The sequence below is a fragment of the Rhodococcus erythropolis R138 genome, from assembly GCF_000696675.2.
In the GTDB taxonomy this organism is placed as follows: Bacteria; Actinomycetota; Actinomycetes; order Mycobacteriales; family Mycobacteriaceae; genus Rhodococcus_F; species Rhodococcus_F erythropolis.
Window position 1 is genome coordinate 4,046,411 of sequence record NZ_CP007255.1, and the last position, 23,633, is coordinate 4,070,043.

A 23,633-nucleotide genomic window follows, 5' to 3' on the forward strand; every position below is an offset into this window, starting at 1 on the left:
TGTGCGCGAGAGGTAGAAACTGACGTGACGATCACCGTTGACCGGGCCGGAATCTGGGATTCCGAAGCAATCGCCGACGTGGCAGCGGTGACGTTTCCGCTGGCTTGTCCGCCGGGCGCATCCGACGACGACATCAGTGCCTTCATCGACAACGTCCTATCCGTCGACAAGTTCTCCGAGTATCTGACGGACCCGACACGAACCGTTCTCAAGGTCATTCGCGACGGCGCGATCGTCGGCTACGCGATGCTCGTCGACGACGAGCCCGCCGACCCGGACGTCAAAGCTGCTGTGACACTTCGCCCGACGACGGAACTTAGCAAGTTGTACGTGCTTCCGGGAAACCACGGAACCGGCGCGGCAGCATCCCTGATGGACGCGGTTGTCGACCATGCACGACGCAGCGGAAGTGCCGGGATCTGGCTGGGTGTCAATCAGGAAAATCTGCGCGCCCAGAAGTTCTACGCCAAACATGGCTTCACCCAGGTCGGCACGAAGACGTTTCTCGTGGGGGCACAACTCCACCACGATTTCGTGATGGAGCGTCCCGTCAGCTGACAGGCCTGCTGATCAGCCGGCCGCGACCTCGAAACGAGAAAGTGCGAGCAGACGCGAGGTCGCGCGCAGGTACTTCTTCTTGTACCCACCGGCAAGCATCTCGGGGGTGAAGATCTCGTCGAGGCGTGCGCCGGAAACGGTGACCGGGATGCTCGCGTCGTACAAGCGGTCGGCAAGAACCACGATGCGCAGTGCAACAGACTGATCCGTGGCCGGGTGAACGCCGTCGATGAAGACCGCCTTCACCCCCTCGACCAACTTGTTGTAGCGCGACGGATGCAGTGTGCTGAGGTGCTTGCACAGCTCGTCGAAGTTGTCGAGCGTGGCGCCGTCGATCGCCTCGGCCCGAGAGACCAATTCCTCCGAGGAGATGGGCTCCGGTGCGGGCGGGAGATCGCGGTGACGGTAGTCGGGGCCGTCGACGCGAATCGTCTCGAAGATCGAGCCGAGCTTCTTGATCTCACGCAGGAAGTCCTGAGCCGCGAAGCGACCCTCACCGAGCTGGCCGGGAAGCGTGTTCGACGTCGCGACGATCGACACGCCGCGCGCGGAAAGCTCCGAAAGGAGGCGAGAGACGAGCATGGTGTCGCCCGGATCGTCGAGCTCGAACTCGTCGATGCAGAGAACGCTGTGGTCGGCGAGCGCTTCGACCGCTTTGTTGAAGCCGAGAGCGCCGACGACGTGTGTCAGCTCGACGAAGGTTCCGAAAGCCTTCGGCGACGGAACGCTGTGGAAGATCGACGCCAGCAAGTGAGTCTTACCGACACCGAACCCGCCGTCGAGGTACAGGCCGGCGCCGGTCGCCTGGGTCTTCTTGCCGAACAGTCCGCGGCGTCCACCACTACGGATCTTGGTTACGCGCTTGGAGAATTCCTCGGCCTTGGCGACAGCAGCTGCCTGGCTCGGTTCCTTCGGATCAGGAATGTAGGAGGCAAAACTCACCTCGTCGAACATTGCGGGAGGCACCATTTGAGCTACCAGTTGATCGGCGGGTACCACCGGGCTGCGATCGACAAGACGTTCATGCATCCGTCAAGGGTATCTACGTGATGTGATCTCTCATGTGCACCGTATGGATATTGCGACCTACTTCACACCAGGCCACGAAGACGAACTCCGCGGCTTGTACGCCTATCCGGAGAACCTCTCCCAACCCTGGATGCGCGTGAACTTCGTTTCCAGCATCGACGGGTGCGTCTCCGTCGACGGAGTGAGCCATGGACTGGGCACACCTGCAGACAAGTCGGTATTCGGGATCTTGCGCGAACTTTGTGACGTCGTCGTGGTCGGCGCAGGCACAGCGCGAGCCGAGAACTACGGGGGTGTGCAGATCTCGGACGCAGCCCGGGCGCGACGAAAGGCGGGCGGCCTCGCTCCGGTCCCACCGATCCTCGTCGTCTCGGCGCACGCGTCGATCGACCCCGAAAGCCGGCTCCTACGAGATACCGAAATTCCGCCGATTCTTGTTGTCGGTAGCGCCGCGGACAGCGCAGCGATTTCAGCGCTGAGATCGGTCGGAGCGCAGGTGGAGGTGACGGACTCACCGAATGTCAGCAGCGGCGACATCGACAGGGCCTTGTCGGCTCGCAAGCTCCGTCGCGTGCTGTGTGAGGGAGGGCCGTCACTTTTCGGGCAGTTGATCGAGGACAATGCCGTCGACGAACTTTGCATCACCACTTCACCTCAACTGGTGGGGAGCAAAGTCGGCCGAATCTCGCTCTCCCCCAATGCAATGCCCACGTCGATGCGTCCCGCTCACATTCTCGGCGACTCGGACGGCACGATCCTCACTCGATGGGTTCGTCAGCAGCCACGTCGGTGAACCTGGCACTCTGGTCGGCATGCGCAGAGTTGCTTTGATGGCCGTCGTCCTCGCGACGTGTTGTGCGTGCGGCGCCGGGCCGTCGCTTCGGCCCGCCGTCGCGGTCGAAGGCCGCACCGACGGCAGCCCTGCCCAGAGCGAGGGACCGTCACCCGATGCGCCGCCGGTCGACCCCGGCGTCCCGACCGACGACATACCGTGGCGAGACTGCACCGGCACGTCACTCGCCGACCAGGCTCTCGCAGCGTCGAGCGTCGGCGTCATCCTCGAATGCGCGGAATTCAGTGCCCCCATCGACGTGACCGGCGCCATCGACGGCAACTTCACTGCCGGCTTGACCCGCGCTCGGACATCCTCGACGCCTGCCAACGCGTATCCGATCGTGTTCACATCCGGCACCGACCGTTCGTCGGGAAACTCTCTGGCCATGCTCGCTACGTCCGGCTTGACGACGGTGCTCGCGGACCACCCCGTCGTTGCCCTGGATCGACGCGGAATCGACAGGTCCACCGCAATCGACTGCATGACGCCGGAGATTCGGCGCGGCCTTCACGATCTGGGCCAGTTCGACGCGGACTCCACCGGCGACGCCGCCGACGCGGTCGCCGCTCTCGGTCACGATGCAACCATCGCCTGTACCGACTATCTCGATCCTCAAGAACTGAAGTTCGGCGCGGACTCCGCGGCCGAGGACATCGACGCTCTACGTACGCGGTGGGGCGTCGAGACCATCGCTCTGTGGTCGGCAGGGTCCGGCTCGGACATCGCGCTGAGCTACGCGGCAGCCCACCCCGACAACCTCGCGAGGTTGATCCTCGATTCTCCCGCTCCGGTGGCCACGGACGCTGCCACCGAGGCAGAGAGCCGCGTGCAGGGCGAGGAAGCGGCGTTGACCGCATTCGCTCAGCGATGTGTGGCGCTGGGGTGCTCGCTCGGACCTGATCCGAAGAAAGCGGTCACGGACTTGATGGAGCGCGCTCGGGCCGATGAATTCCAGCCGCTGTCCGCCGCTGCGGTGTCGAACGCGATTTCGGCGAGCCTGTGGACTGCCGGAACCAACCGTGAGCAAGAGACCCGCTCGCTCTCAGACGCTCTGTCCGCGCTCGGTACCGGCAATGCTTCGCCGATTCGAGAGCGCGCCGCCCGGGCAGAGAACGAGGTGGACGGTGACGGCCAGTTCATCGGACGATGCACCGACGGCATGCAGTGGCCGGGGATCGGGCGCGTCCGCGAACTGGCGGACACCTGGGGCACCAACTATCCGGTATTCGGTCGAGAAGCCGCGCTCGGTTTGCTCGCATGCGCCAGCTGGCCGTCGACCGCCAACTCTCCCCTGCCGAATCAGTTGAAGCCCGCCGTCCTCGTGCTGAGCGGTCAGGGCGACCCGGCCGTCGGGAACTCCGGACTCTCGACCGTCACCGGCGTCGTGACCAACGCGGGGTCGCGCTTCGCAACCCTGGACTGGCAGGGTGCGGGTCACCCCGCGGCACAATCCACCTGCGCGCAGCAGGCGATGAGGGCATACCTCACCGACGCCTCCCTGCCCAGCAACGGAAGCGTGTGCCCGGCCTGACTCGGGCGCTTGTCCACCACGACCGAAAAGGGGTGCATCCCCCGATCACACCCTGCTCCGGTGTACCGTGCCGAAGTGTTCCTTCGACAGCTCGAGCCGCGTACCGGGCGGACAACCCAACAAGTCGTCAACTTCGTTTTGTGGCCGATCGCCGTGATGACCGTGCTCAATCGTGTCATCGTCACAGCAGTCAACGGCGCCATCACCGATGACTTCCGACCGGTCTACAACGCCGCGCTGGCGTTCTGGAACGGGCGCGACGTCTACACCGCAGATTTCAACTCCGTAGACCCCCATTATCTGTACCCACCATCGGGTTCCTTGTTGATGGCACCCCTGGCGATCCTCGATCCCGAGCGCTCGCGGTGGCTGTTCATCGGTGTCAATGCCGTCGCCATTCTCGTGGCTCTCTACCTGCTGTTGCGCTTGTTCGACCTGACGATCAGTTCCATCGCGGCGCCGATTCTGGTGCTCGGTGCTTTCATGTCGGAGACGGTCACCAACACGTTGGTGTTCACCAACATCAACGGCCTCGTACTGCTCGGCGAAGTTGCCTTCCTCCTGCTGCTGATGCGCAAGAAGGATCTGTGGGCCGGCGCCGCGATCGGTCTCACCATCGCAGTGAAACCCACTCTCGCGCCACTGCTCCTGCTGCCGCTCGTTCGCGGTCAGTGGAAGGTGCTCGTCACCGCCCTGGGCATCCCGTTCATTCTCACGGTCGTGGCATGGCCGCTTGCGTCGGATCCGATGGACTTCGTCCGCCGCACCGTGCCGTACCTGCTCGAATCTCGTGACTACTTCAACAGTTCGATTGTCGGAAACGGCGCTTACTTCGGTCTGCCCGAATGGTTGATCCTGCTGTTGCGCGTCGTGTTGGCCGCCATGGTCGTCGTCTCTCTGTGGCTTCTGTACCGCTATTACCGCAACGACGAACTCTTCTTCCTCACCACCGCGACCGGTGTGATCATGACCGCGTCGTTCCTGCTGCCATCGCTCGGCCAGATGTACTACTCGATGATGCTGTTGCCGCTGTTGATGTCCGTGGTGCTCAAGAACTCGGTCATGCGGAACTGGCCGGCGTGGCTCGCCGTCTACGGCTTCATGACGTTCGACAGCTGGTGGTCGAACCGCTGGCCGACCTTCGGCCGGGCAGCCGAATACACCAAGAGCACCCTCGGCTGGAGCCTTCTGCTGATCGTGATCTTCTGTGTCCTCGGATACCGGTATCTGGTCGCGCGTCGCGAGGGCCGCTTGGATCGCGGAATCGATCCCGCCTACCTCCTCGATCCCCCGCTCGATACCGTCTCACCTGCCGACGAAGCCGAAACGGCGACAAAGCATTAGCGTGGAGGCATGAGTTCTTCACACGATGGCATCGACAGCACACCTGAGGTCACGTACACCGAGAGCGAGTGGCGCGAAAAGCTGACTCCGGAGGAGTTCGCCGTCCTGCGCCAAGCCGGCACCGAACGCCCCTTCGTCGGCGAGTACACCGACACCACCACGGAAGGCGTTTACTCCTGCCGAGCGTGCGGAGCCGAACTGTTCCGCAGCACCGAGAAGTTCGAATCGCACTGCGGGTGGCCGTCCTTCTTCGATCCGGCGGATTCGGATGCCGTGATCCTGAAGGAAGACAGCTCACTCGGGATGCGCCGTGTCGAGGTCATCTGCAAGAAGTGCCACAGCCACCTCGGTCACGTCTTCGAGGGCGAGGGATACCCGACGCCGACCGATCAGCGGTACTGCATCAACTCGATCTCGCTGGTTCTCAAGCCCGCTCAGTAGCCAGGTCGTGGGCTGCCCCGTGTCGCTCAGTAGCCAGGTCGTGGGCTGCCCCGTGTCGCTCAGTAGCCAGGTCGTGGGCTGCCCCGTGTCGCTCAGTAGCCAGGTCGTGGGCTACCCCGTGTCGCTCAGTAGCCAGGTCGTGGGCTACCCCGTGTCACTGGTAGCCCACGATTCGAGACTTCAACTCAGAAGTCCCAGTTCAGCGCAGTCGGGCTCAGACCAGCAGCGTTCAGGTCCTCGTTTCGAGCGACAAGACCGTCCTTGACTGACCCGATCCCACCACCGATCGCGCCGGACGTGATGTCCGTCAACGAGGCATCGCCGCCCGTGACTTCCTTCGTCACGATCGCAGCGGACGCTCCCGATACCGCATCGTCGAAAGCCCCCCGCGCGATCTGCTGCAATCTCGAACCGGTCGGGAGCGGGTTCGGGTCGGGGCCGACACGATCCGGCGTCGTCTTCAACCCTCCGTTCGCAAGTCCCTTGATGAAACCGTCGCGCCCCTCGGTCACGACCTTGCCACCGTCGATCGACTGGCGATGATCCATCGTCATCTGCCCGAGTTGAATGGCGAGGCCGGAGAAGACGGCAGCGGCAGCTTCCACTGCTGCAGCCTCGATCACTCGTATCAACAATTGCTGCAACAGCATTCGGACCGTGAGTGTTGTTGCCACCTCCGCCGCCACGATTCCGGCGGTACTCGCACCCAGTGTCGGGACAGCGGCCGCCACCATGGCGGCAATCTCGAGCGCCAGTGCGCCCAGCGCCGCGAGGATCGACAGTTTGGTGTACTCGATGTCCGTGCCGGTATCGGTGCATGACTGACCCAGTTCGGCCGCGGCAGAGGACAACCGCTCGAAGACCTCCGCAACTCCCCCGGCCTCCGACCAATACCGAGACAACGAGTCGCCGGCTCGACCGTCGATCGATGCCAGTACTGTTTGCAATCCGTAACCACCGGCAGCGGCCGAAGCCTCGATCCGATCAGCCGCGCCTGACCAGGCATCACCCAACCTCCACAGTGCCGTTTCGTCTCCTTGCGGCCAGTCACTGCCCACCGCAACCGACGCAACCGCCTGTAACCAGCCTGGAATCTCGAGTCCCATCAGAGCCCACCCGCCATGTCGTCGGCAAGCGAGGTGTCGATCGATTCGAAACGATCGGCGATCTCGATCAGCGTGGCAGTCAATTCGCGGAGCGCGCCCGCGACCAGTGTCATCCCGCCGACTGCTGACTCCGCACCGGGAACATACGCGTCCGAGAATGCGGTTCCGAACTGGTCAGCGCCCCAGCACCCCTCTTCGGCGCCGGCCACTGTTTCCAGAGCACTCCGTGCCTCGTCGAGATCGGCAGCGACCACCTCGAATGCTGGTGCAGCACTTCCCATCGCGGCCACGTCCACGTCCAGTTCAGACATTGCCGGAGCTCCTCAGAACGGTGCGGTCCCAGTGCTCGTCGCCGCCGACCGGCACCGACGCCGGACGAGGCGCGAGAATCTCACGCAATCCGAGCACACCGGGAACGAGGTCGGGCAAATCGATCCTGGCCGCTTCGGTGAACGGCCTCGACATCTCGGCAATCTGTCGGCGCATGTCCTCCGCCGCAGATGTGGCCGTGGCCAGGATCAGATTTCCCAACGCTACCGGCGAATGCTTGCCGTAAGCGCTCCCGGAGAGGGTGACTCCCACGGTCGCCCCCGAAGCGTCTACGACGACTTCCACACTGCCATCACTCGAGCGCGCGCTCGCCGTTGCTCGTGCGATCTTCTCCTGCATATCCGCCAGCGATCGCGTTCGCTCCAACAGATCAACCTGCATCGAATCGATCTGAGCCCGAAGAACTTCGACCTGTCCCCTCATCGAACCAACATCCGCCCCACTCACGATGGCCCCCACCTCCGATAGATCGTGACACCTGATTCAGGCGCTCACGAGGTTCGACGCGGGAGGTGGCCGATCGGTTCCGTCAGCGCGAACGAAGCACGGGCGGATCGAACGCCTTGACCGGCGGCAGAACACCTTCGAATTTCTCGATCTGCACCAGAACGTGCTGGCCGGTGCACCCGTGCGAAAGCGAAGACGTGCCGACGTCCGGCGTCAGAACGTTGGGATTTCCGTGAACACACAGCGAATCGGGATCGGCAGGATCGAGCGGGTCGTACCACGCCCCGGTCGACAACTGGACGACGTCGCTCCGCAAATCCGAATCGACGATCACACCAGCCAGGCACGCCCCGCGATCGTTGAATACGCGCACCACGTCCCCAGCCGACACGCCGCGCTGGGCCGCTGCATCGGGGTGCATACGAATCGGCTCGCGTCCCTGAATCTTCGATGCCTGGCTCGCAGCGCCGTGATCGAGTTGGCTGTGCAGCCGCGTCTTGGGCTGGTTGGCGATCAAGTGAAGCGGGAATTGCGTGGCCCGTGGTCCACCCAGCCACTCGTCGGGCTCGTACCAGCGCGGATGGCCGGCGCAGTCGTCGTAGCCGAAAGACTCGATGGTCTCGGAGAAGATCTCGATCTTCCCACTCGGAGTCGAGAGCGGATACTTCTCGGGGTCCTCGCGGAAGTCACCGAAGAGCACGAGGTTGTCTTCGGTTCGCATCCGGTAGTGCCCGTCCGACCAGAAATCCTCGAACGTCGGTGTGTTGCCGCCGTCTGCATCGACGAACGGCCGCCATTGACCGTAGAGATGCTCGATCCACTCCTGTGAGGATCGCCCCTCGGTGAACTGCTCCCCGAATCCGAGCGCAGAAGCCAGAGCGGCAAACGTGTCGTAGTCGTCTCGCGAGTTCGCGAAAGGTGGAACTACTTGCTGCATCGCGACCAGAAGTGGATCATTTCGTGTGCAGCTCAGGTCATTTCGTTCGAGCGACGTTGTCGACGGGACAACGATGTCGGCGTTGCGGGCCATCGGCGTCCAGTAGGGATCGTGAACGACGATCGTGTCCGGACGCGCAAATGCCCGTCGCAGCCTCGGGAGATCCTGGTGGTGATGAAACGGATTGCCACCGGCCCAGTAGACCAACCGAATATCCGGATAGGTCAGGCGCCTGCCGTCGTAGTCGAACTCCTCGCCGGGCGAGAGCAAGAGATCGGAGATCGCGGCCACCGGAATGAAATCGGGCACCGGATTCACACCTTGTGAGAAGGTCGGCAACGGATACGGCACCGGAGCCAGACCCGGCTCGTTCATCGAACCGTAGCCGTGGCCGAAACCGCCACCCGCAAGCCCGAATTGGCCGAGCATCGCGGCGAGTGTCACGCCCATCCACGGTGCCTGCTCACCGTGTTTGATGCGTTGCAACGACCACGTGACGGTCACCAGCGTCCGGCCGGACGCCATTCTCCGAGCCAGGTCGGTGATGAACTCCGCCGGCACCCCGGAGATCTTCTGCGCCCAGCGCGGATCCTTCGGTACACCGTCGGCACGTCCGAGCAGGTAATCCTCGAAGCGTTCGTAGCCGACGCAGAAGCGGTTCAGGAAATCGCGATCGTGCAGGTCCTCCGACGCCAGGACAAACGCCAGGGCAAGCATGATTGCCACGTCGGTTCCCGGAACGGGTGCGATCCACTCGCAGTCACCATCGACGTCGTCGCGCAACGGACTGAAGGAGACGATCTTTCCGCCGCGGGCACGAAATGCGTCGAGCGCCCCGCGCGTCGGATGATCGCTCGTACCACCGGCATTGACGCCGGTGTTCTTGATCGGTACTCCCCCGAACGAGACGAGAAGATCGGAGTGCTTGGCGATGACGTCCCACGACGTGGAGCGCGCGAACAACTTCCAGTGTGTTCCGACCACACGCGGCATGATGACGCCGGTGGCACCGAGCGAGTAGCTGTGGACCGACTTGGTGTATCCACCCAGCTGATTCAGAAATCGGTGAACTTGGCTCTGCGCGTGATGGAATCGACCGGCGCTGGCCCAGCCGTACGAGCCGCCGAAGATCGCGTTGTTCCCGTGCGTGTCGACCACGCGACGCAACTCGCGGGAGAGGAGTTCGGTCAGTTCGTCCCACGAGACCGAGACGAACTCGTCCGCTCCCCGTCGGTCGCTGGGACCAGGCCCGTTCTCGAGCCAACCGCGGCGCACCACCGGGCCCGAAACGCGAGCCCGACTGCGCACCGAACCGGCGAGGTTCCCGAGCATCGGCGAGGGATTCGAATCACCCTCGTACGGATGCACGGCGGTCACCTCGCCGGCGACCGATTCGGCGGTGAACATTCCCCAATGGGACATGTGTTGACGACGCCGGTTCGGTGCAGTTGTCACAGAAACTACTTTCGAAGTAGATCAGGGTAGGGAAAGGACCAGCTTCTCGATGTCCACGCGCGGCCCGGTGAAGAACGGCACCTCTTCGCGAACGTGCAAGCGAGCTTCGGTGGCACGCAGATCGCGCATCAGATCGACGATACGGATGAGCTCAGGCGCTTCGAACGCGAGAATCCACTCGTAGTCCCCCAGAGCGAAGGCCGGGACCGTGTTGGCGCGAACGTCCTTGTACGAGCGAGCAGCCATACCGTGATCGGCGAGCATCTTGCGACGCTCCTCGTCGGGGAGCAGGTACCACTCGTACGAGCGGACGAACGGGTAAACGCAGATGTAGTCGCCCGGATCCTCACCCGCGATGAACGAGGGCACGTGGCTCTTGTTGAACTCCGCGGGGCGGTGCACCGCCGAGTTGCTCCAGATGGGAGCACTGGCCTGTCCGAGGACGGTGGTGCGGCGGAAATCCGCGTACGCGGCCTGAAGTTCCTCGATGCTGGCCGCGTGGGTCCAGATCATGAAGTCCGCGTCGGCGCGCAAGCCGGCGACGTCGTAGATGCCGCGAACCACGACGCCCTTGTCTTCGAGACCCTCGAAGAACAAGCGGGCGTCCTTGACCGCAGCTTCCCGATCATCGCCCAGCACACCGGGTTCCACCTGGAACACGGAGAACATGAGGTAACGGATTTCAGAGTTCAGTTTGTCGAAATCAAGGCGTGCCATGGGTCTATCGTGCCACTCGCTCGAATATCCGTGTAGCCGCCGTCGTGCCGACTGCGACACACGCCGGAACCCCGACGCCGTGCAGCCACGACCCGGCCACTTCGAGGCCGTCGAACTGCGTCATCCCGGACTCGATTTCAGCCACGATTTCCGTGTGACCTGGGGAGTACTGGGGAAGACCGCCGTGCCACCGCTGTACGAAGCTCGCTCCTGGCTCCTCGGTGATTCCGGTCACGGTCTCGAGATCGGCGCGCGCAAGTTCGATCAGTTCACCATCCGGCCGGTCAACGATCTCCGATGCGCCGAATCGACCGAACGACACCCGAACGAGATGCTCGCCGCGATCAGCGAGGTGCGTCCACTTTCGGCTCGACAGCGTGAACGCCTTGGCGGTCAGGTCGGCGTCGGTGGCAACCAGGATCCCCGAATTCTGCGGAAGGTCGACCTGACCGGGCAAGCGGAGCGCCACCACCGCGGACGACGCCAGTTCGATCCGCGACGCGATACGCGCAATATCCGCATCGACGCCGGCCAACAGCACCGCTGCGCGCGGCGCCGGAACAGCCAGAATCACCGCGTCGACGCTGCCGAGCGGATCGACGTTCCAACCTTTCCCGTCCCTGCGTAACCCGGAAGCCTCGCCGCGGACGAACGTCGCGTCGGCGGCCTGCCGCAGCGCATCGAGCAAGATGCCGTAACCGTCCCTGAGCGCTCCGAACACTGGTCCGGGTGTAGGTGTCGGCACTGCGGCTGCAACTGCATCCGTGAGGCTCTGAGCGCCCGCATCGAGCGCCGCAGCGAGTGTCGGCAAAGCTGCACGCACTCCGATGGTCTCCGCCAGGCCCGAGTACACCCCGCCGAGAAGCGGATCCACCGATCGGCTGACCACCTGATCACCGAATCGCCCTGAAACCAGTTCGGCAACACTGCAATCGGAACCGCGGGTCCACTCGAACGGAACGCCTGGTTCGGCAGCTATGCGCGACAGCGTCTGCTCGTCGACTAGATCTCTCACCGACTCGGACGATGCCGGGATTCCCATCAGGGTTCCGGCAGGAAGTCGATTCAGTGAGCCCTGGGACCAGATCAACGGGCTCAACCCCGCGGGGTAAACGATCTGATCGGTCAGTCCCAGCTCGGCGAGAAGCGCAGGGACTTCGGGCCGACGGGCGATGAACGCCTCGGCGCCGATGTCGATCGGGCCACCACCCAGATCAATCGTTCGCAGCTTCCCGCCCAGTCGCGGAGAGTCGTCGACGACCGTGATGTCGGCAACGGAGCCCAGACTGCGCCGAAGCCGGTACGCGGCAACCAGACCGGAGATTCCGCCTCCGATCACCGCGACCGACGGCCGAGTGGTTGTCACAGCGAGTGCACCAGCTCCACCGCCGAGGTGATCGCCGTGGGATCGGTGTCGGGAAGAACTCCATGGCCGAGGTTGAAGATGTGGCCGATGGCACCGGCTTCGATCGCGCGGTCACCTTCAGCGGCGATCCGGCGCACCTCACGATCGATCACCTCGGGGCCCGCGAACAGTACAGCGGGATCGAGATTGCCTTGCAGCGCCTTGCCCGGACCGACACGACCGGCCGCGACGTCGAGCGGAATCCGCCAGTCGACACCCACGACGTCGGCACCTGCCTCCCCCATCGCGCCGAGAAGTTCACCGGTTCCGACACCGAAGTGGATACGCGGAACGCCGGCAGCGGCAACCTCGGCAAACACCCGTTCGGAATGCGGGAGAACAAATTCCCGGTAATCGGCCAGCGAGAGCGCGCCGGCCCACGAGTCGAACAGCTGAACCGCGTCGACACCCGCCTTGAGCTGCGTCTGCAGGAAGCAGATCGTGGTGTCTGCCAGGCTTCCGAGCAACGCGTGCCAGGTCTTCGGATCGGAGTGCATGAGCGCCTTGGTCTTCTCGTGGTTCCGGCTCGGACCACCCTCGACCAGATACGACGCCAAGGTGAACGGTGCTCCGGCAAAGCCGATCAGCGGAGTCGAGCCCAACTCGGTGGTGAGAAGTCGAACGGCCTGCGCGATCGCCCCGACCTCTTCGGGAACCAATCGAGGGAGGGCTGCGACGTCGGCGATGGAGCGAATCGGATTGGCAACCACCGGTCCGACGCCGGCAACGATGTCGAGATCGATTCCCGCAGCCTTGAGCGGAACAACGATGTCCGAGAACAGGATTGCCGCGTCCACATCGTGACGGCGCACCGGCTGCATCGTGATCTCACAGACCAGCGCCGGATCGAAACACGACTCCAACATGCCGATCCCCGCGCGGATCTCGCGATACTCCGGCAACGAACGTCCGGCCTGGCGCATGAACCACACCGGCCGTCGACTCGGAGTGCGTCCGGTCGCCGCGGCGAGCAACGGTGCGTCGGGCAAAACTCGCCGAGCGCTGTATTCCGCCGACCCGGTCATGCCTGAATTCATGTTGTCCAACCCGCTCATCAGTCCTCGCGCTCTCCGCCAACGTGTGTCTTCGATCGACTCAATGCTGCCATGTCCCACACTCGGGATCGGACACCCGAGCGGTTCGTGAGCGGCCACACACCCGAACCACACTCGGTCGGCGCGCCTCCACCTACCCGCCCTTATCCCCGACTAACGTCCTGACCTGTGACGACATCCGGATCGACAGCCGACCCGGCCGAGTTCCGTGCCGCCGTGGAGGCGATGACCGCTGCGCGGGTTCGGCCCGAGATAGAGGTCGGTCCCATCCGTCCGCCGCAGCGTCTCGCTCCGTACAGCCACGCAGTGGGAGCCGAGGTTCTGCACCCGGACTCCGACGTCGTGGCCGAGCAGTCCGAAGGCGACGCTTTCGGCCGCCTGATCCTGTTGTTCGATCCGGACGGCGACGAGGCGTGGAACGGCACCATGCGGTTGGTGGCCTACATACAGGCAGATCTTGACGAAGCCGTCGCCGCGGATCCACTACTTCCCGAAGTAGCCTGGAGTTGGCTGGTGGACGCACTCGAAGCCGGACCGGAACCTTTTGTGGCCCTGGGCGGTACGGTCACAGCCACAACTTCCGTGCGATACGGCGACATCGCGGGCCCGCCGCGAGCCCACCAACTCGAGTTACGAGCATCCTGGACTGCAACGTCATCGGAATTGGCTCACCACGTCGAGGCTTTCTGTGAAGTTCTCGCGTACGCGGCAGGACTTCCGCCTGCCGGGATAACCACGCTGTCGCGGCAGGGCGACTAACTCCACTACTCGTTTACGCATTCCCCCGGAAAAATACTAGAACCTGTTCTAAAATGAGTCATGCAACGTCTCAGCGGACTCGACGCGACCTTCCTCTACTTGGAAACACCGACCCAGCTATTGCACGTTTGTGGACTCGTACTGCTCGACCCCTCGACCATTCCGGGCGGTTACGACTACCGGAAGCTGCTTCGCGAGTTGGACTCGCGGATGGCCACGATGCCGACCTTCCGGCGCAAACTCAAAGATTCCCGCCTCAATCTCGACTACCCCGTGTGGGTCGACGATCACGATTTCGACATCGAGCGGCACTGCCACCGGACCGCGGTACCTGCTCCGGGCACACACGCGGAACTGGCAGAACTCGCCGGACACATCGCGAGCCAACCGCTGGATCGTTCCCGCCCACTGTGGGAGATGTGGGTCATCGAGGGACTTGCCGACGGACAGATCGCCGTCATGTCGAAGATTCATCACAGCGCTGCCGACGGCGTCACCGGCGCGAACATCCTCGCTCAGCTGTGCAGTCTCGAACCGGATTCACCGGCGCTCGTGGATCCCACCGCACAGGGTGCGGGCGACGCGGGAACGCTGGACATCGCCATCGGCGGACTCATGGCCGTCATCGCCCGACCCGCAAGAATTGCCCGTCTGGTCCCCGGCGGAATCGCGATGCTCCCCAAGTGGGTGACGCGTGCACGAAAGGGTGAAGCGATGCCTGCTCCGTTCACCGCGCCGCGGACCTCGTTCAACGGCGCTATCACCGGTCACCGCAACGTCGCCTTCAGCCAGCTCGATCTCGCGAAGGTCAAAGCCGTCAAAGACCGTCACGGCGTAAAGGTCAACGATGTGGTTCTCGCGCTGTGCGCGGGTGCTTTGCGGACCTACCTCGAGGACCGCGACGAACTGCCGGAGGACTCCCTCGTCGCGATGGTCCCCGTATCGGTCCACGGTAAATCCGATCGGCCGGGCACAAACCAGATCTCGGGCATGTTCACGCAGCTGGGCACCCAGATCGGCGATCCGGTCGAGCGTCTGCACGCGATCAGCGATTACAACGCCACCTCGAAGAACCACAACGAGGCTCTGGGTGCGAACATCCTCCAGGACTGGTCCCAGTTCGCATCACCAGCGGTGTTCGGCGCCGCCATGCGGGTGTACTCGTCGCTCAAACTCGCCGAGCGTCACCCCGTCGTGTCCAACCTGGTCGTCTCGAACGTGCCCGGGCCGCCGGTCCCGCTCTACTTCCTCGGCGCCCAGATCAAGGGAATGTTCCCGCTCGGCCCGATCTTTCACGGGGCAGGACTCAACGTGACGGTGATGTCACTCGACGGAAAACTCGACGTCGGCATCGTCAGTTGCTCCGATCTGGCACCCGAATTGGACCAGCTCGCGCAAGGTTTCGGAGCCGCACTCGACGAACTGTTCGACGCTGAGGTGACAACCCCGGCCCCGACTGCGACGTAGAGTCAGTGACCATGTCCGAAGTCACCGATGATGCAACCGAGCCCACCTCCGACGTAGTTCCACTGCTCGTTCCGCGTGACGGAGTTCCGGACGTCATCACCACTGCCGCCGGTGTCGCCGACGCCGCGGCCGCGCTGGCCTCCGGCCACGGCCCGCTCGCCGTGGACGCCGAGCGGGCATCCGGATTCCGTTATTCGGCACGGGCGTACCTGATCCAGCTCCGACGCGAAGGAGCGGGATCGTTCCTGCTCGACCCGATTCCGACAGCGCAGGACCTGCAGCCGTTGGCCGAGGCGATCAACCCGTTGCAATGGGTGCTGCACTCGGCCGATCAGGATCTCCCCGGCCTCGCCGAACTGGGCCTGACACCGGCCGAGCTGTTCGACACCGAACTGGCCGGTCGACTGGCCGGGTTCGAACGAGTCGGACTCGCCGCGATAGTGGAACGAACCCTGCGGGTGGAACTTCGCAAGGGTCACGGGGCCGCGGACTGGTCGACACGTCCGCTGCCGGACGCCTGGTTGAACTACGCCGCCCTCGACGTCGAAGTGCTTCTCGAACTGCGCGACGCCATGGAAGCCGAACTCGAATCCCAGGGCAAGCTCGAGTGGGCGAAGGAGGAGTTCGAGTACATCCGTCTGGCCGGCCCGCCCAAGCCCAAGCCCGACCGTTGGCGTCGTACATCGCACATCACCTCGCTCAAGACCACTCGGCAGTTGGCGGCAGTACGGGCGCTGTGGCAGGCGCGTGAGGATCTCGCGCGCAAGCGCGACGTGTCGCCGAGCCGGGTTCTCCCTGACTCCGCCATCATCGACGCCGCTCTCAAAGATCCTCAGTCGCTGGATGCGCTCCGTTCGCTTCCCGTGTTCGGCGGACCACGTCAACGCCGGTATTCGCGTGTGTGGATGGACGCGCTGGAAGCTGCGCGCAGGCTCCCGGACAGCGAGCTTCCGCCGAAGACCCCGCCGATCGTCGGACCCCCTGCCGCCGGTCGGTGGGCTCGCCAGGACCCGGCGGCGGCCGATCGACTGACGGCGGCTCGGGCAGCACTGTCGGACCTGAGCAAGGAAGTGTCGGTGCCCGTGGAGAATCTGCTCCAACCCGACCTGGTCAGGCGCCTGTGCTGGGACTGGAAGTTGGAACCCGACTCCGACATCGCCGAGGTCGAGACCGCAATCGAGACCAAGCTCACTTCCGGTGGCGCACGTGGCTGGCAACGCACTTTGACGGTTCCCGTCCTCGCCGAGGCACTGAACTCCGTGGTCCCGGCCGAGCCCGAAGTAGAAGAGCCTGAATCCTGACCTGACCCCGGTGTGAGGTTGGAGCAATTCGGCACGTTAAGTTACCGGTCAGTAATGGGCAGTAGTACGCTCGATACGAGGCCGGACGCCTGGCCGTGATCGCCGAACCAACGTCTCACCGCACTTCGGAGTGGTGGGCAGCTCCATCAGGAGGAATTCGCGTGGCTCCATCCACAAACAACCAACGCAACGTCGTCTTCGTCGACGGCATTCGCACCCCGTTCGGCAAGGCCGGCCCGAAAGGCATGTACGCCGACACGCGCGCAGACGATCTCGTCGTCAAGGCGATTCGTGAGCTGCTTCGCCGTAACCCGCAGCTCGATCCCGCACGGATCGACGAAGTGGCTGTCGCAGCCACCACGCAGACCGGTGACCAGGGCCTGACCATCGGCCGCACCGCTGCGATCCTCGCCGGTCTCCCCGAAACCGTTCCCGGATTCGCCATCGACCGCATGTGCGCCGGCGCGATGACCGCCGTCACCACCACCGCGTCGGGCATCGGCTTCGGCCAGTACGACGTCGTGATCGCCGGTGGCGTCGAGCACATGGGCCACCACCCGATGGGTGAGGGCGCAGACCCCAACCCGCGCTTCCTCGCCGACCGCCTGGTCGACCCGAGCGCCCTCGTGATGGGTAACACCGCCGAGAACCTGCACGACCGGTTCCCGACCATCACCAAGGACCGCACGGACGCCTACGCCGTCAACAGCCAGAACAAGTACGACGCTGCCAAGAAGGCCGGCTTCATCGCCGACACTTTGGTCCCCGTCGCCACCCGCAGTTCCGCGGGCTGGGGTCTGGCCACCGAAGACGAGCCGCCGCGCCCCGGAACCACCGTCGAAGATCTCGCGAAGCTCAAGACGCCGTTCCGCCCGGCCGGACGCATCACCGCCGGTAACGCCGCCGGACTCAACGACGGTGCCACCGCAGCACTGCTCGCCGGTGAGGACACCGCAGCCGAGCTCGGCCTGCCGGTCGGCATGCGCATGGTGGGCTTCGCCTACCAGGGCGTCGACCCCGCCGTCATGGGTATCGGCCCGGTTCCCGCCACCGAGAAGCTCCTGGCACGCACCGGCCTGAAGATCGAGGACATCGGACTCTTCGAGATCAACGAGGCGTTCGCCGTTCAGGTCCTCGCGTTCCTCGAGCACTACGGAATCGCCGACGACGACCCGCGCGTCAACCAGTGGGGCGGCGCCATCGCGTGTGGCCACCCCCTCGCTTCCTCGGGCGTTCGCCTGATGACGCAGCTCTCCCGCCAGTTCGCGACGCGTCCCGACGTGCGCTACGGCTTGACCACCATGTGCATCGGACTCGGCATGGGCGGCACCGTCATCTGGGAGAACCCGAACCACGCTGACTACCAGGCAGGGGTTAACTAAATGTCTGATATTGCAACAGCATTCGCCGACGAGGTCGTGACGAACGCCTACACGAAGATCATCTCGGCCCCCGGCATCGAGGGCCCGTTTGCACTGATCACCCTCGACAACGGCTTCGACCACACCAAGCCGTCGTCCTTCGGTCCCGGCGGACTCGCAGCATTCGACGCCGCCCTCGACGAAGCCTTCGCAGCCAACCCGGTTGCCATCGCCGTCACCGGCAAGCCGTTCATCTTCGCCGCCGGCGCGGACCTCAAGGGTGTTCCCGCGATCACCTCTCGCGAGCAGGGACTCGAGCTGGGCCGCTTGGGTCACAAGGTGTTCCGACGCCTGCGTGAGTCGTCCGTTCCCACGTTCGCCTTCATCAACGGTGTCGCTCTGGGCGGCGGCCTCGAGGTCGGCCTGCACAGCCACTACCGCACGGTTGCCGCCAATGCGGGCGCACTGGGTCTTCCGGAAGCATTCCTCGGTCTGGTCCCCGGTTGGGGCGGAACGCAGTTGCTCCCCAACCTCGTCGGCCCGTCGAACGCCGTCACCGTGGTGATCGAGAACTCGCTGAACCAGAACAAGGTGCTCTCCCCCAAGAAGGCACTCGAACTCGGCGTCGTCGACGTCGTTCTCGATTCTGCCGACTTCATCGAGCAGTCCCTCGCCTGGGCGTCGCAGGTCCTCGCCGGCGCAGTGACCCCCGCTCGCCCCGAGATCGACCGTGGCCAGGGCTGGGACGACGCGATCGCTCGTGCGAAGGCGATCGTCGACGGCAAGACCAAGGGCAACGCTCCCGGCGCCGTCAAGGCCGTCGAGCTGCTCGAACTGGCTCGCAGTACCGACATCACGGATGCGGCTTCACTCGACAAGGGCTTTGCGGCCGAGGACGAGGCTCTTGCCGATCTCCTCCTGACCGACGAGCTCCGTGCAGGTCTGTACGCCTTCGATCTGGTGAACAAGCGCGCCAAGCGCCCCGCCGGAGCACCCGACCGCTCGCTCGCCCGCAAGGTCAGCGGCGTCGGCATCGTCGGTGCCGGTCTCATGGCCAGCCAGCTCGCGCTGCTCTTCGTCCGCCAGCTCAAGGTGCCGGTCATCCTGACCGACATCGACCAGGAGCGCATCGACAAGGGTGTCGGTTACGTCCACACCGAAATCGAGAAGCTCCAGGGCAAGGGACGCCTGTCCCCCGACGCTGCGAACCGCCTCAAGGCGCTCGTCTCCGGTTCCCTCGACAAGGCCGCGTTCGCCAAGACCGACTTCGTCATCGAAGCCGTCTTCGAGAACATGGACGTCAAGAAGAAGGTCTTCGCGGAACTCGAGCAGTTCATCGCTCCCGAAACCATCCTCGCCACCAACACGTCTTCACTCTCCATCACGGAGATGGCGTCCGGCCTCGAGCATCCCGAGCGTGTGGTCGGCTTCCACTTCTTCAACCCGGTTGCCGTTCTTCCCCTCCTCGAGATCATCAAGGGCAGCAAGACCGACGATGCCACTCTCGCAACGGCTTTCGCCACCGCGAAGTCACTGAAGAAGTCTGCTGTCCTGTGCGGCGACAAGGCCGGCTTCGTCTTCAACCGTCTCGTCACCCGCACCTTGGGTGAGGTCATGTCCGCCGTCGACGAAGGCACCCCCTTCGACGTCGCGGACAACGCCATCGCCGAACTCGGCATGCCCATGTCGCCGTTCACCTTGCTGGCCCTCGTCGGACCCGCAGTGGCTCTGCACACCGGTGAGACCCTGCAGGAGTCCTACCCGGACCGGTTCAAGAGCTCACCTGGACTCGAAGCACTCGTCGAGGCTCGCAAGCCCGGCGTGTGGACCTGGGGCGAGAACGGTCAGGCCGTCGATCCCGAGGTCGCCGCACTGTGGCCGCAGGGTGACAAGGTGTCCACTTCGGAAGAGGTCCTCGAGCGCACACGTCGTGCGTTTGCCGAAGAAATTCAGATCATGCTCGACGAGGGCGTCGTAGCGGCAGCCGAGGACATCGACCTCTGCCTGCTGCTCGGCGGCGGGTTCGGATTCTGGAACGGCGGCATCACGCCGTACCTGGACCGGACCGGTACCTCCGAGGCTGTCAACGGCAAGCGCTTCCTCGCGCCTGGTGTTGCCAGCGTCTGAGTCAGTCGATCGACCCGTCACGGACGGCGTGCCTTCGGGTACGCCGTCCGTAGCGTTTGCGCAGGTTCAGAATAGGGTTCCCACATCGTCTTTCACGATGTTCTCGAGCGCACGCTCCGCGACGGCGGCGATAGTCATCGACGGATTGCACGCAGCGGAGTTCCCCGGCAACAGAGCTCCGTCGAGCACGTACAACCCCCGCTGGCCCAGAACCCGACCATCAAGATCGCACACCGAGTTCATGCAGGCACCGCCGAGGGGATGCCAGGTGGACGGCAGTAACGCGTTGGTGTCGGTGAGCAGTCCTCCTGCCGCGATCTGCTGGGCCGCAGGTCCGATGTGGCCTTGCTGGATCGCAGAGTCGCCATCCCTCGGCCAACGGAGCACCGCCTCGCCTCGCGCTGAGTCGTACACGAACCGACCTCGGTCGCTGCTGACCCCGAATCCGACCATCACCGTGCTGTGAGCGTCGAACGCCACCGGCGGGAACGACGCCTGAATGACGGTGAACGCGTTATGCGGGTCGTCCCAGTTCCGGCTGCCGTAGACGACCGGCCCGCCCTGCGTCGCACCGAAATTCTCCGCGAGATCCGACCAGATGTAGATCCGGTCGGCATTGGTCCCCCACCCCGCGCCGAGTTCGTCGGGCAGATCCGTGATCCGCCCCGTTGCCGCGGCGCGGACCAGGAGTTTGGTGGTGTTCATGCTGCCGGCAGCCATCACGAGCGCATCCGTCGTCAAAATCTTGTTCTCGAGAATCTTGCCGGAAATGTCGGTCCGGTCCACGTACACACGCCACCGTCCGTCGGCCGCCCGCTCGACATCGGTGACCTGGTGCAGAGTCTCCACATTCACCAATCCGGTCGCTTCCGCTGCCGCAATGTAGGTGACATCCACCGAATGCTTGCCCCCGTTGTTGACACCGAGCGCGCCGTCACCGTTGGTGTACGACGGCTTCATCTCACCCCTCAGTTCGGCCAACGCGTAGTTCCAGTCGATCGGCATCGGAATTTTCGACACGGGTAGACCGGAACGCGTTGCGTTACGCGCGAATACACGTGCCGCCTCGTAGTTCGGGCTGGAAATCAGTTCGTCGGGTGCAGTTTCCACTTGCAACATCCGCGCCACCCGCGGGTAATGGACGCGGTCCATTCGTGCGTAATCGAGCTCCTCCGGAAAGTGCGTGTTGAAGACCGCTTCTTCCGGTTGCAGCGTCATCCCTTGGTACACAAGCGATCCGCCGCCCACCCCGGCTGCGCAGATCGCGGTCATGTTCTCACCGGTCACCGTCTCCAACAAACCCGCGTATGGCTCGAAGATCGCCGGCCTGCCGAACAGAGTCGGGTTGGACTGATACCAGAGGATACGCTTGTCCGGACTGGCGGGATGCGGAAAAGTTTCGGCATTCGGCCCGGTCTGCCACCGAATCCCTCTCTCCAGCAGGGTGACCGGAACCCCGGCCTCGGCCAAGCGAAGTGCCGTCACCCCTCCGCCGAACCCCGAACCGATAACCACGACACGGTGCACTTCACGTGTCAGCGGAATCCCTGTTGCAGCCTTGGCAGTGCGTGGCGCCATCATCGCGACTCCCACGGCGGCCGTACCGGCCAAGAACGATCTACGTTTTACTCCGGACATGACTGGTGCTCCCTCGAAGAATGTCGCCAGAGAATTCCGGGCACGCCAAAACTAGACACTCTGACGCTCGAGTGTCAAGGTTTTGGCGGAGCAGGCGAGGAACTACGAGGTCGACCGGATTGCGGGCCCGAGCCACCTCGAGAGAAAGGCCCGCAAGGAGTCATCGGAATGGACGAGGTCACTGTCGAATGCAACAACCGAAAGCCCCAGTCGCACGGCAATTTCCACTATCTCATCCAACTCCGCCTCCGTGGCGAGGCCACGTTCGACCATAGGGGCGAGCATCTGACCAGCGAAAGGTATTGCTCGACTCATCATTTCGAGATCGAAGACAGGGTTTCCCCGCTCGGCGAGGAGCAGAGTCGCGAGCACCGGATGAGCACGCACGGCAGTTCGCGCGGCAACGATGAATTCGACGACGTAGTCGCACGCCGTGTCGACCGACTCCACCTGTGCCGTGATCTCCCCGAGAACCTCGACAGCGAGACCGCCCATCGCCTGGGAGACGACCTCTTCACGTGTACCGAAAATCGAGTACACCGTCTGGCGCGAGACACCGGCCGCGGTGGCAACTGCGGCAATGTTCACAGCCTCGAATCCGCCACCTTCGATCAGTCCGAGGGCGGCGCCGAGAATCTTCTGCTGAGATCGCACGAGGAAAGTATCGCCCACCGAAACGGCGCCCTGAGAAACGCGGTCCAGATCCGACCCCCACCTGCATAAACGGCACAATCGGTTTCGTTTGGCTGCCGAAATTCAGTAGGTTAGGCTGCCCTTCATGAAAACTTCTCTTCGGGGCTTCACTGCCCTCGGTGCGGCTGCAATCGCGGTCACCGCACTTGTCTCGTGCTCCTCGGATTCAGGCACATCCACGACATCCCAAGGTACGGACGGATTCCCCGTCAGCATCGAGAACACCTTCGGCACCACGACCATCGACTCGAAGCCCGAGCGCCTCGTCACCCTCGGATGGAACGCGCAGGACATCCTGTACGCACTCGATCTGACTCCGGTCGGACAGCCCAAGTACACCTACGGTGCGGACGACAACGGCGTCATGCCCTGGGCCCAGGACTACTTCGACGCGGACAAGACAACGCTCTTCGACATGCCGGCCAGCGGAGAACCGCCGATCGAGTCCATCGCGTCGTTGACCCCCGACGTCATCCTGGCGCCGTACGAGGGCTTCGAGGAATCCGTCTACAACCAACTGAGCAAGATCGCACCGACGGCCGCTTATCCCGGCGCAGCGTGGCAGACGTCCTGGCAGGACCAGACCCGCATCGTCGGCAAGAGCGAAGAGGCCGAGAAGCTCGTCGACGGCCTCGACGCGACTCTCGCCGATACCGCCGCAGCCCACCCGGAGTTCGCCGGAAAGACATTGGCAGTGGTCAACTTCGACACCGATTCGAGCAACATCAACGTCTATCTGCCCACCGACCCGCGGGTCCAGGTGCTGACGGAACTCGGATTCGTCAACGCGCCGGGCGTCGAGAAGCTCGCCGCGGACAATGCAGGTGGATCGTTCTTCAAGACGATCTCCTACGAGAATATCGCCGACATCGACGCCGATGTGATCGTCGGCTTCACCGACGGCTCCGGTGATCCGTCCGGCATACCCGCAGTCGGTGGACTCGACGCGGTCAAACGCGGATCCACCGCATTCCTCAGCGACACCCGCGTCATCGGCGGACTGAGCAACGTCAACGTCCTGAGCACGCCTTGGGTCCTCGGCCAGATCACACCGACGTTGAGTGAAGCCGCAAAGCGCGCGGCCGCCTAGAAACGGG

21 protein-coding genes are annotated in these 23,633 nt (G+C 64.0%); 11 read left to right on the plus strand and 10 right to left on the minus strand.

Features of this window, described 5'->3' with window-relative positions; translation table 11 throughout:
- The first annotated feature begins 24 nt into the window (after positions 1 to 24).
- Complete coding sequence (locus H351_RS18490) at positions 25 to 558, plus strand: GNAT family N-acetyltransferase (RefSeq protein WP_019748278.1); 534 nt, start codon at positions 25 to 27, stop codon at positions 556 to 558.
- 12 nt (positions 559 to 570) lie between these two features.
- Here H351_RS18490 and zapE read toward each other — a convergent pair whose 3' ends face one another.
- Complete coding sequence (zapE, locus tag H351_RS18495; RefSeq protein WP_019748277.1) at positions 571 to 1,587, minus strand: cell division protein ZapE; 1,017 nt, start codon at positions 1,585 to 1,587, stop codon at positions 571 to 573.
- A gap of 43 nt (positions 1,588 to 1,630) precedes the next feature.
- On the opposite strand from zapE, the gene H351_RS18500 reads away from it, so the two are divergent.
- Genes H351_RS18500 through msrB form a run of 4 tightly spaced genes read left to right on the plus strand, consistent with a single transcriptional unit; the run spans position 1,631 to position 5,738 of the window.
- Positions 1,631 to 2,380 carry a pyrimidine reductase family protein gene (locus H351_RS18500; protein WP_029255277.1) on the plus strand — a complete coding sequence of 250 codons (750 nt, stop codon included), beginning with the start codon at positions 1,631 to 1,633 and terminating at the stop codon, positions 2,378 to 2,380.
- A gap of 19 nt (positions 2,381 to 2,399) precedes the next feature.
- The gene (locus tag H351_RS18505) at positions 2,400 to 3,953 is read left to right on the plus strand and encodes an alpha/beta fold hydrolase (protein WP_029255276.1); all 1,554 of its coding nucleotides are present in this window, start codon (positions 2,400 to 2,402) and stop codon (positions 3,951 to 3,953) included.
- A 60-nt stretch (positions 3,954 to 4,013) separates the two neighbouring features.
- Positions 4,014 to 5,297, plus strand: coding sequence for a glycosyltransferase family 87 protein (locus H351_RS18510; RefSeq protein WP_019748274.1), 1,284 nt, complete (start codon positions 4,014 to 4,016; stop codon positions 5,295 to 5,297).
- Between the two features lie 9 nt (positions 5,298 to 5,306).
- Positions 5,307 to 5,738 carry a peptide-methionine (R)-S-oxide reductase MsrB gene (gene msrB, locus H351_RS18515; protein WP_003942631.1) on the plus strand — a complete coding sequence of 144 codons (432 nt, stop codon included), beginning with the start codon at positions 5,307 to 5,309 and terminating at the stop codon, positions 5,736 to 5,738.
- A gap of 185 nt (positions 5,739 to 5,923) precedes the next feature.
- Here the strand turns inward: msrB and H351_RS18520 are convergent, their stop codons facing one another.
- The 7 genes from H351_RS18520 to hemE all read right to left on the minus strand — a co-directional run bounded on the left by H351_RS18520 (position 5,924) and on the right by hemE (position 13,190).
- Positions 5,924 to 6,844, minus strand: a complete 921-nt coding sequence (locus tag H351_RS18520; protein WP_019748273.1) for a WXG100-like domain-containing protein — start codon at positions 6,842 to 6,844, stop codon at positions 5,924 to 5,926.
- Positions 6,844 to 7,155, minus strand: a complete 312-nt coding sequence (locus H351_RS18525) for a hypothetical protein (protein ID WP_029255275.1) — start codon at positions 7,153 to 7,155, stop codon at positions 6,844 to 6,846. Before H351_RS18525 ends, H351_RS18520 begins: the two co-directional genes overlap by 1 nt.
- Complete coding sequence (locus tag H351_RS18530; protein ID WP_223257840.1) at positions 7,148 to 7,621, minus strand: YbaB/EbfC family nucleoid-associated protein; 474 nt, start codon at positions 7,619 to 7,621, stop codon at positions 7,148 to 7,150. The genes H351_RS18525 and H351_RS18530 overlap by 8 nt, the downstream gene beginning before the upstream one ends.
- Positions 7,622 to 7,703: 82 nt before the next feature.
- Entirely contained in the window at positions 7,704 to 9,980 is a 2,277-nt protein-coding gene (locus tag H351_RS18535) for a molybdopterin guanine dinucleotide-containing S/N-oxide reductase (RefSeq protein WP_051119105.1), read from the minus strand.
- 54 nt (positions 9,981 to 10,034) lie between these two features.
- Complete coding sequence (gene hemQ, locus H351_RS18540; protein WP_019748269.1) at positions 10,035 to 10,730, minus strand: hydrogen peroxide-dependent heme synthase; 696 nt, start codon at positions 10,728 to 10,730, stop codon at positions 10,035 to 10,037.
- Between the two features lie 4 nt (positions 10,731 to 10,734).
- A complete protein-coding gene (locus H351_RS18545; protein ID WP_020969510.1) occupies positions 10,735 to 12,096 on the minus strand; it encodes a protoporphyrinogen oxidase in 1,362 nt (453 codons plus the stop codon).
- Positions 12,093 to 13,190, minus strand: a complete 1,098-nt coding sequence (gene hemE / locus H351_RS18550) for a uroporphyrinogen decarboxylase (protein ID WP_021334677.1) — start codon at positions 13,188 to 13,190, stop codon at positions 12,093 to 12,095. Before hemE ends, H351_RS18545 begins: the two co-directional genes overlap by 4 nt.
- A gap of 168 nt (positions 13,191 to 13,358) precedes the next feature.
- Between hemE and H351_RS18555 the strand changes: the two genes are divergently transcribed.
- The 5 genes from H351_RS18555 to H351_RS18575 all read left to right on the plus strand — a co-directional run bounded on the left by H351_RS18555 (position 13,359) and on the right by H351_RS18575 (position 20,205).
- Positions 13,359 to 13,949, plus strand: coding sequence for a DUF3000 domain-containing protein (locus H351_RS18555; protein ID WP_019748266.1), 591 nt, complete (start codon positions 13,359 to 13,361; stop codon positions 13,947 to 13,949).
- Between the two features lie 60 nt (positions 13,950 to 14,009).
- Positions 14,010 to 15,416, plus strand: coding sequence for a WS/DGAT/MGAT family O-acyltransferase (locus H351_RS18560; protein ID WP_029255273.1), 1,407 nt, complete (start codon positions 14,010 to 14,012; stop codon positions 15,414 to 15,416).
- Positions 15,417 to 15,427: 11 nt separating this feature from the next.
- Complete coding sequence (locus H351_RS18565) at positions 15,428 to 16,717, plus strand: HRDC domain-containing protein (protein WP_029255272.1); 1,290 nt, start codon at positions 15,428 to 15,430, stop codon at positions 16,715 to 16,717.
- A 161-nt stretch (positions 16,718 to 16,878) separates the two neighbouring features.
- Complete coding sequence (locus H351_RS18570; RefSeq protein ID WP_003942598.1) at positions 16,879 to 18,099, plus strand: thiolase family protein; 1,221 nt, start codon at positions 16,879 to 16,881, stop codon at positions 18,097 to 18,099.
- Complete coding sequence (locus H351_RS18575; RefSeq protein ID WP_029255271.1) at positions 18,100 to 20,205, plus strand: 3-hydroxyacyl-CoA dehydrogenase NAD-binding domain-containing protein; 2,106 nt, start codon at positions 18,100 to 18,102, stop codon at positions 20,203 to 20,205.
- Between the two features lie 66 nt (positions 20,206 to 20,271).
- On the opposite strand, the gene H351_RS18580 is transcribed toward H351_RS18575, so the two are convergent.
- Both H351_RS18580 and H351_RS18585 read right to left on the minus strand, forming a co-directional pair.
- Entirely contained in the window at positions 20,272 to 21,843 is a 1,572-nt protein-coding gene (locus H351_RS18580) for a GMC oxidoreductase (RefSeq protein ID WP_029255270.1), read from the minus strand.
- Between the two features lie 102 nt (positions 21,844 to 21,945).
- Positions 21,946 to 22,497, minus strand: a complete 552-nt coding sequence (locus tag H351_RS18585; protein ID WP_029255269.1) for a TetR/AcrR family transcriptional regulator — start codon at positions 22,495 to 22,497, stop codon at positions 21,946 to 21,948.
- 124 nt (positions 22,498 to 22,621) lie between these two features.
- Between H351_RS18585 and H351_RS18590 the strand changes: the two genes are divergently transcribed.
- The gene (locus tag H351_RS18590; protein ID WP_029255268.1) at positions 22,622 to 23,626 is read left to right on the plus strand and encodes an iron-siderophore ABC transporter substrate-binding protein; all 1,005 of its coding nucleotides are present in this window, start codon (positions 22,622 to 22,624) and stop codon (positions 23,624 to 23,626) included.
- The last annotated feature ends 7 nt before the right edge of the window (positions 23,627 to 23,633 follow it).

Bases quoted from the DNA above. Each gene is read 5' to 3' on its own strand.
- H351_RS18560 (WP_029255273.1), top strand. From the start codon at position 14,010: ATGCAACGTCTCAGCGGACTCGACGCGACCTTCCTCTACTTGGAAACA.
- H351_RS18590 (WP_029255268.1), top strand. From the start codon at position 22,622: ATGAAAACTTCTCTTCGGGGCTTCACTGCCCTCGGTGCGGCTGCAATC.
- H351_RS18580 (WP_029255270.1), bottom strand. From the start codon at position 21,843: ATGTCCGGAGTAAAACGTAGATCGTTCTTGGCCGGTACGGCCGCCGTG.
- H351_RS18520 (WP_019748273.1), bottom strand. From the start codon at position 6,844: ATGGGACTCGAGATTCCAGGCTGGTTACAGGCGGTTGCGTCGGTTGCG.
- H351_RS18565 (WP_029255272.1), top strand. From the start codon at position 15,428: ATGTCCGAAGTCACCGATGATGCAACCGAGCCCACCTCCGACGTAGTT.
- H351_RS18575 (WP_029255271.1), top strand. From the start codon at position 18,100: ATGTCTGATATTGCAACAGCATTCGCCGACGAGGTCGTGACGAACGCC.
- hemQ (WP_019748269.1), bottom strand. From the start codon at position 10,730: ATGGCACGCCTTGATTTCGACAAACTGAACTCTGAAATCCGTTACCTC.
- H351_RS18535 (WP_051119105.1), bottom strand. From the start codon at position 9,980: ATGTCCCATTGGGGAATGTTCACCGCCGAATCGGTCGCCGGCGAGGTG.
- msrB (WP_003942631.1), top strand. From the start codon at position 5,307: ATGAGTTCTTCACACGATGGCATCGACAGCACACCTGAGGTCACGTAC.
- zapE (WP_019748277.1), bottom strand. From the start codon at position 1,587: ATGCATGAACGTCTTGTCGATCGCAGCCCGGTGGTACCCGCCGATCAA.
- H351_RS18500 (WP_029255277.1), top strand. From the start codon at position 1,631: ATGGATATTGCGACCTACTTCACACCAGGCCACGAAGACGAACTCCGC.
- H351_RS18525 (WP_029255275.1), bottom strand. From the start codon at position 7,155: ATGTCTGAACTGGACGTGGACGTGGCCGCGATGGGAAGTGCTGCACCA.
- H351_RS18505 (WP_029255276.1), top strand. From the start codon at position 2,400: ATGCGCAGAGTTGCTTTGATGGCCGTCGTCCTCGCGACGTGTTGTGCG.
- hemE (WP_021334677.1), bottom strand. From the start codon at position 13,190: ATGAGCGGGTTGGACAACATGAATTCAGGCATGACCGGGTCGGCGGAA.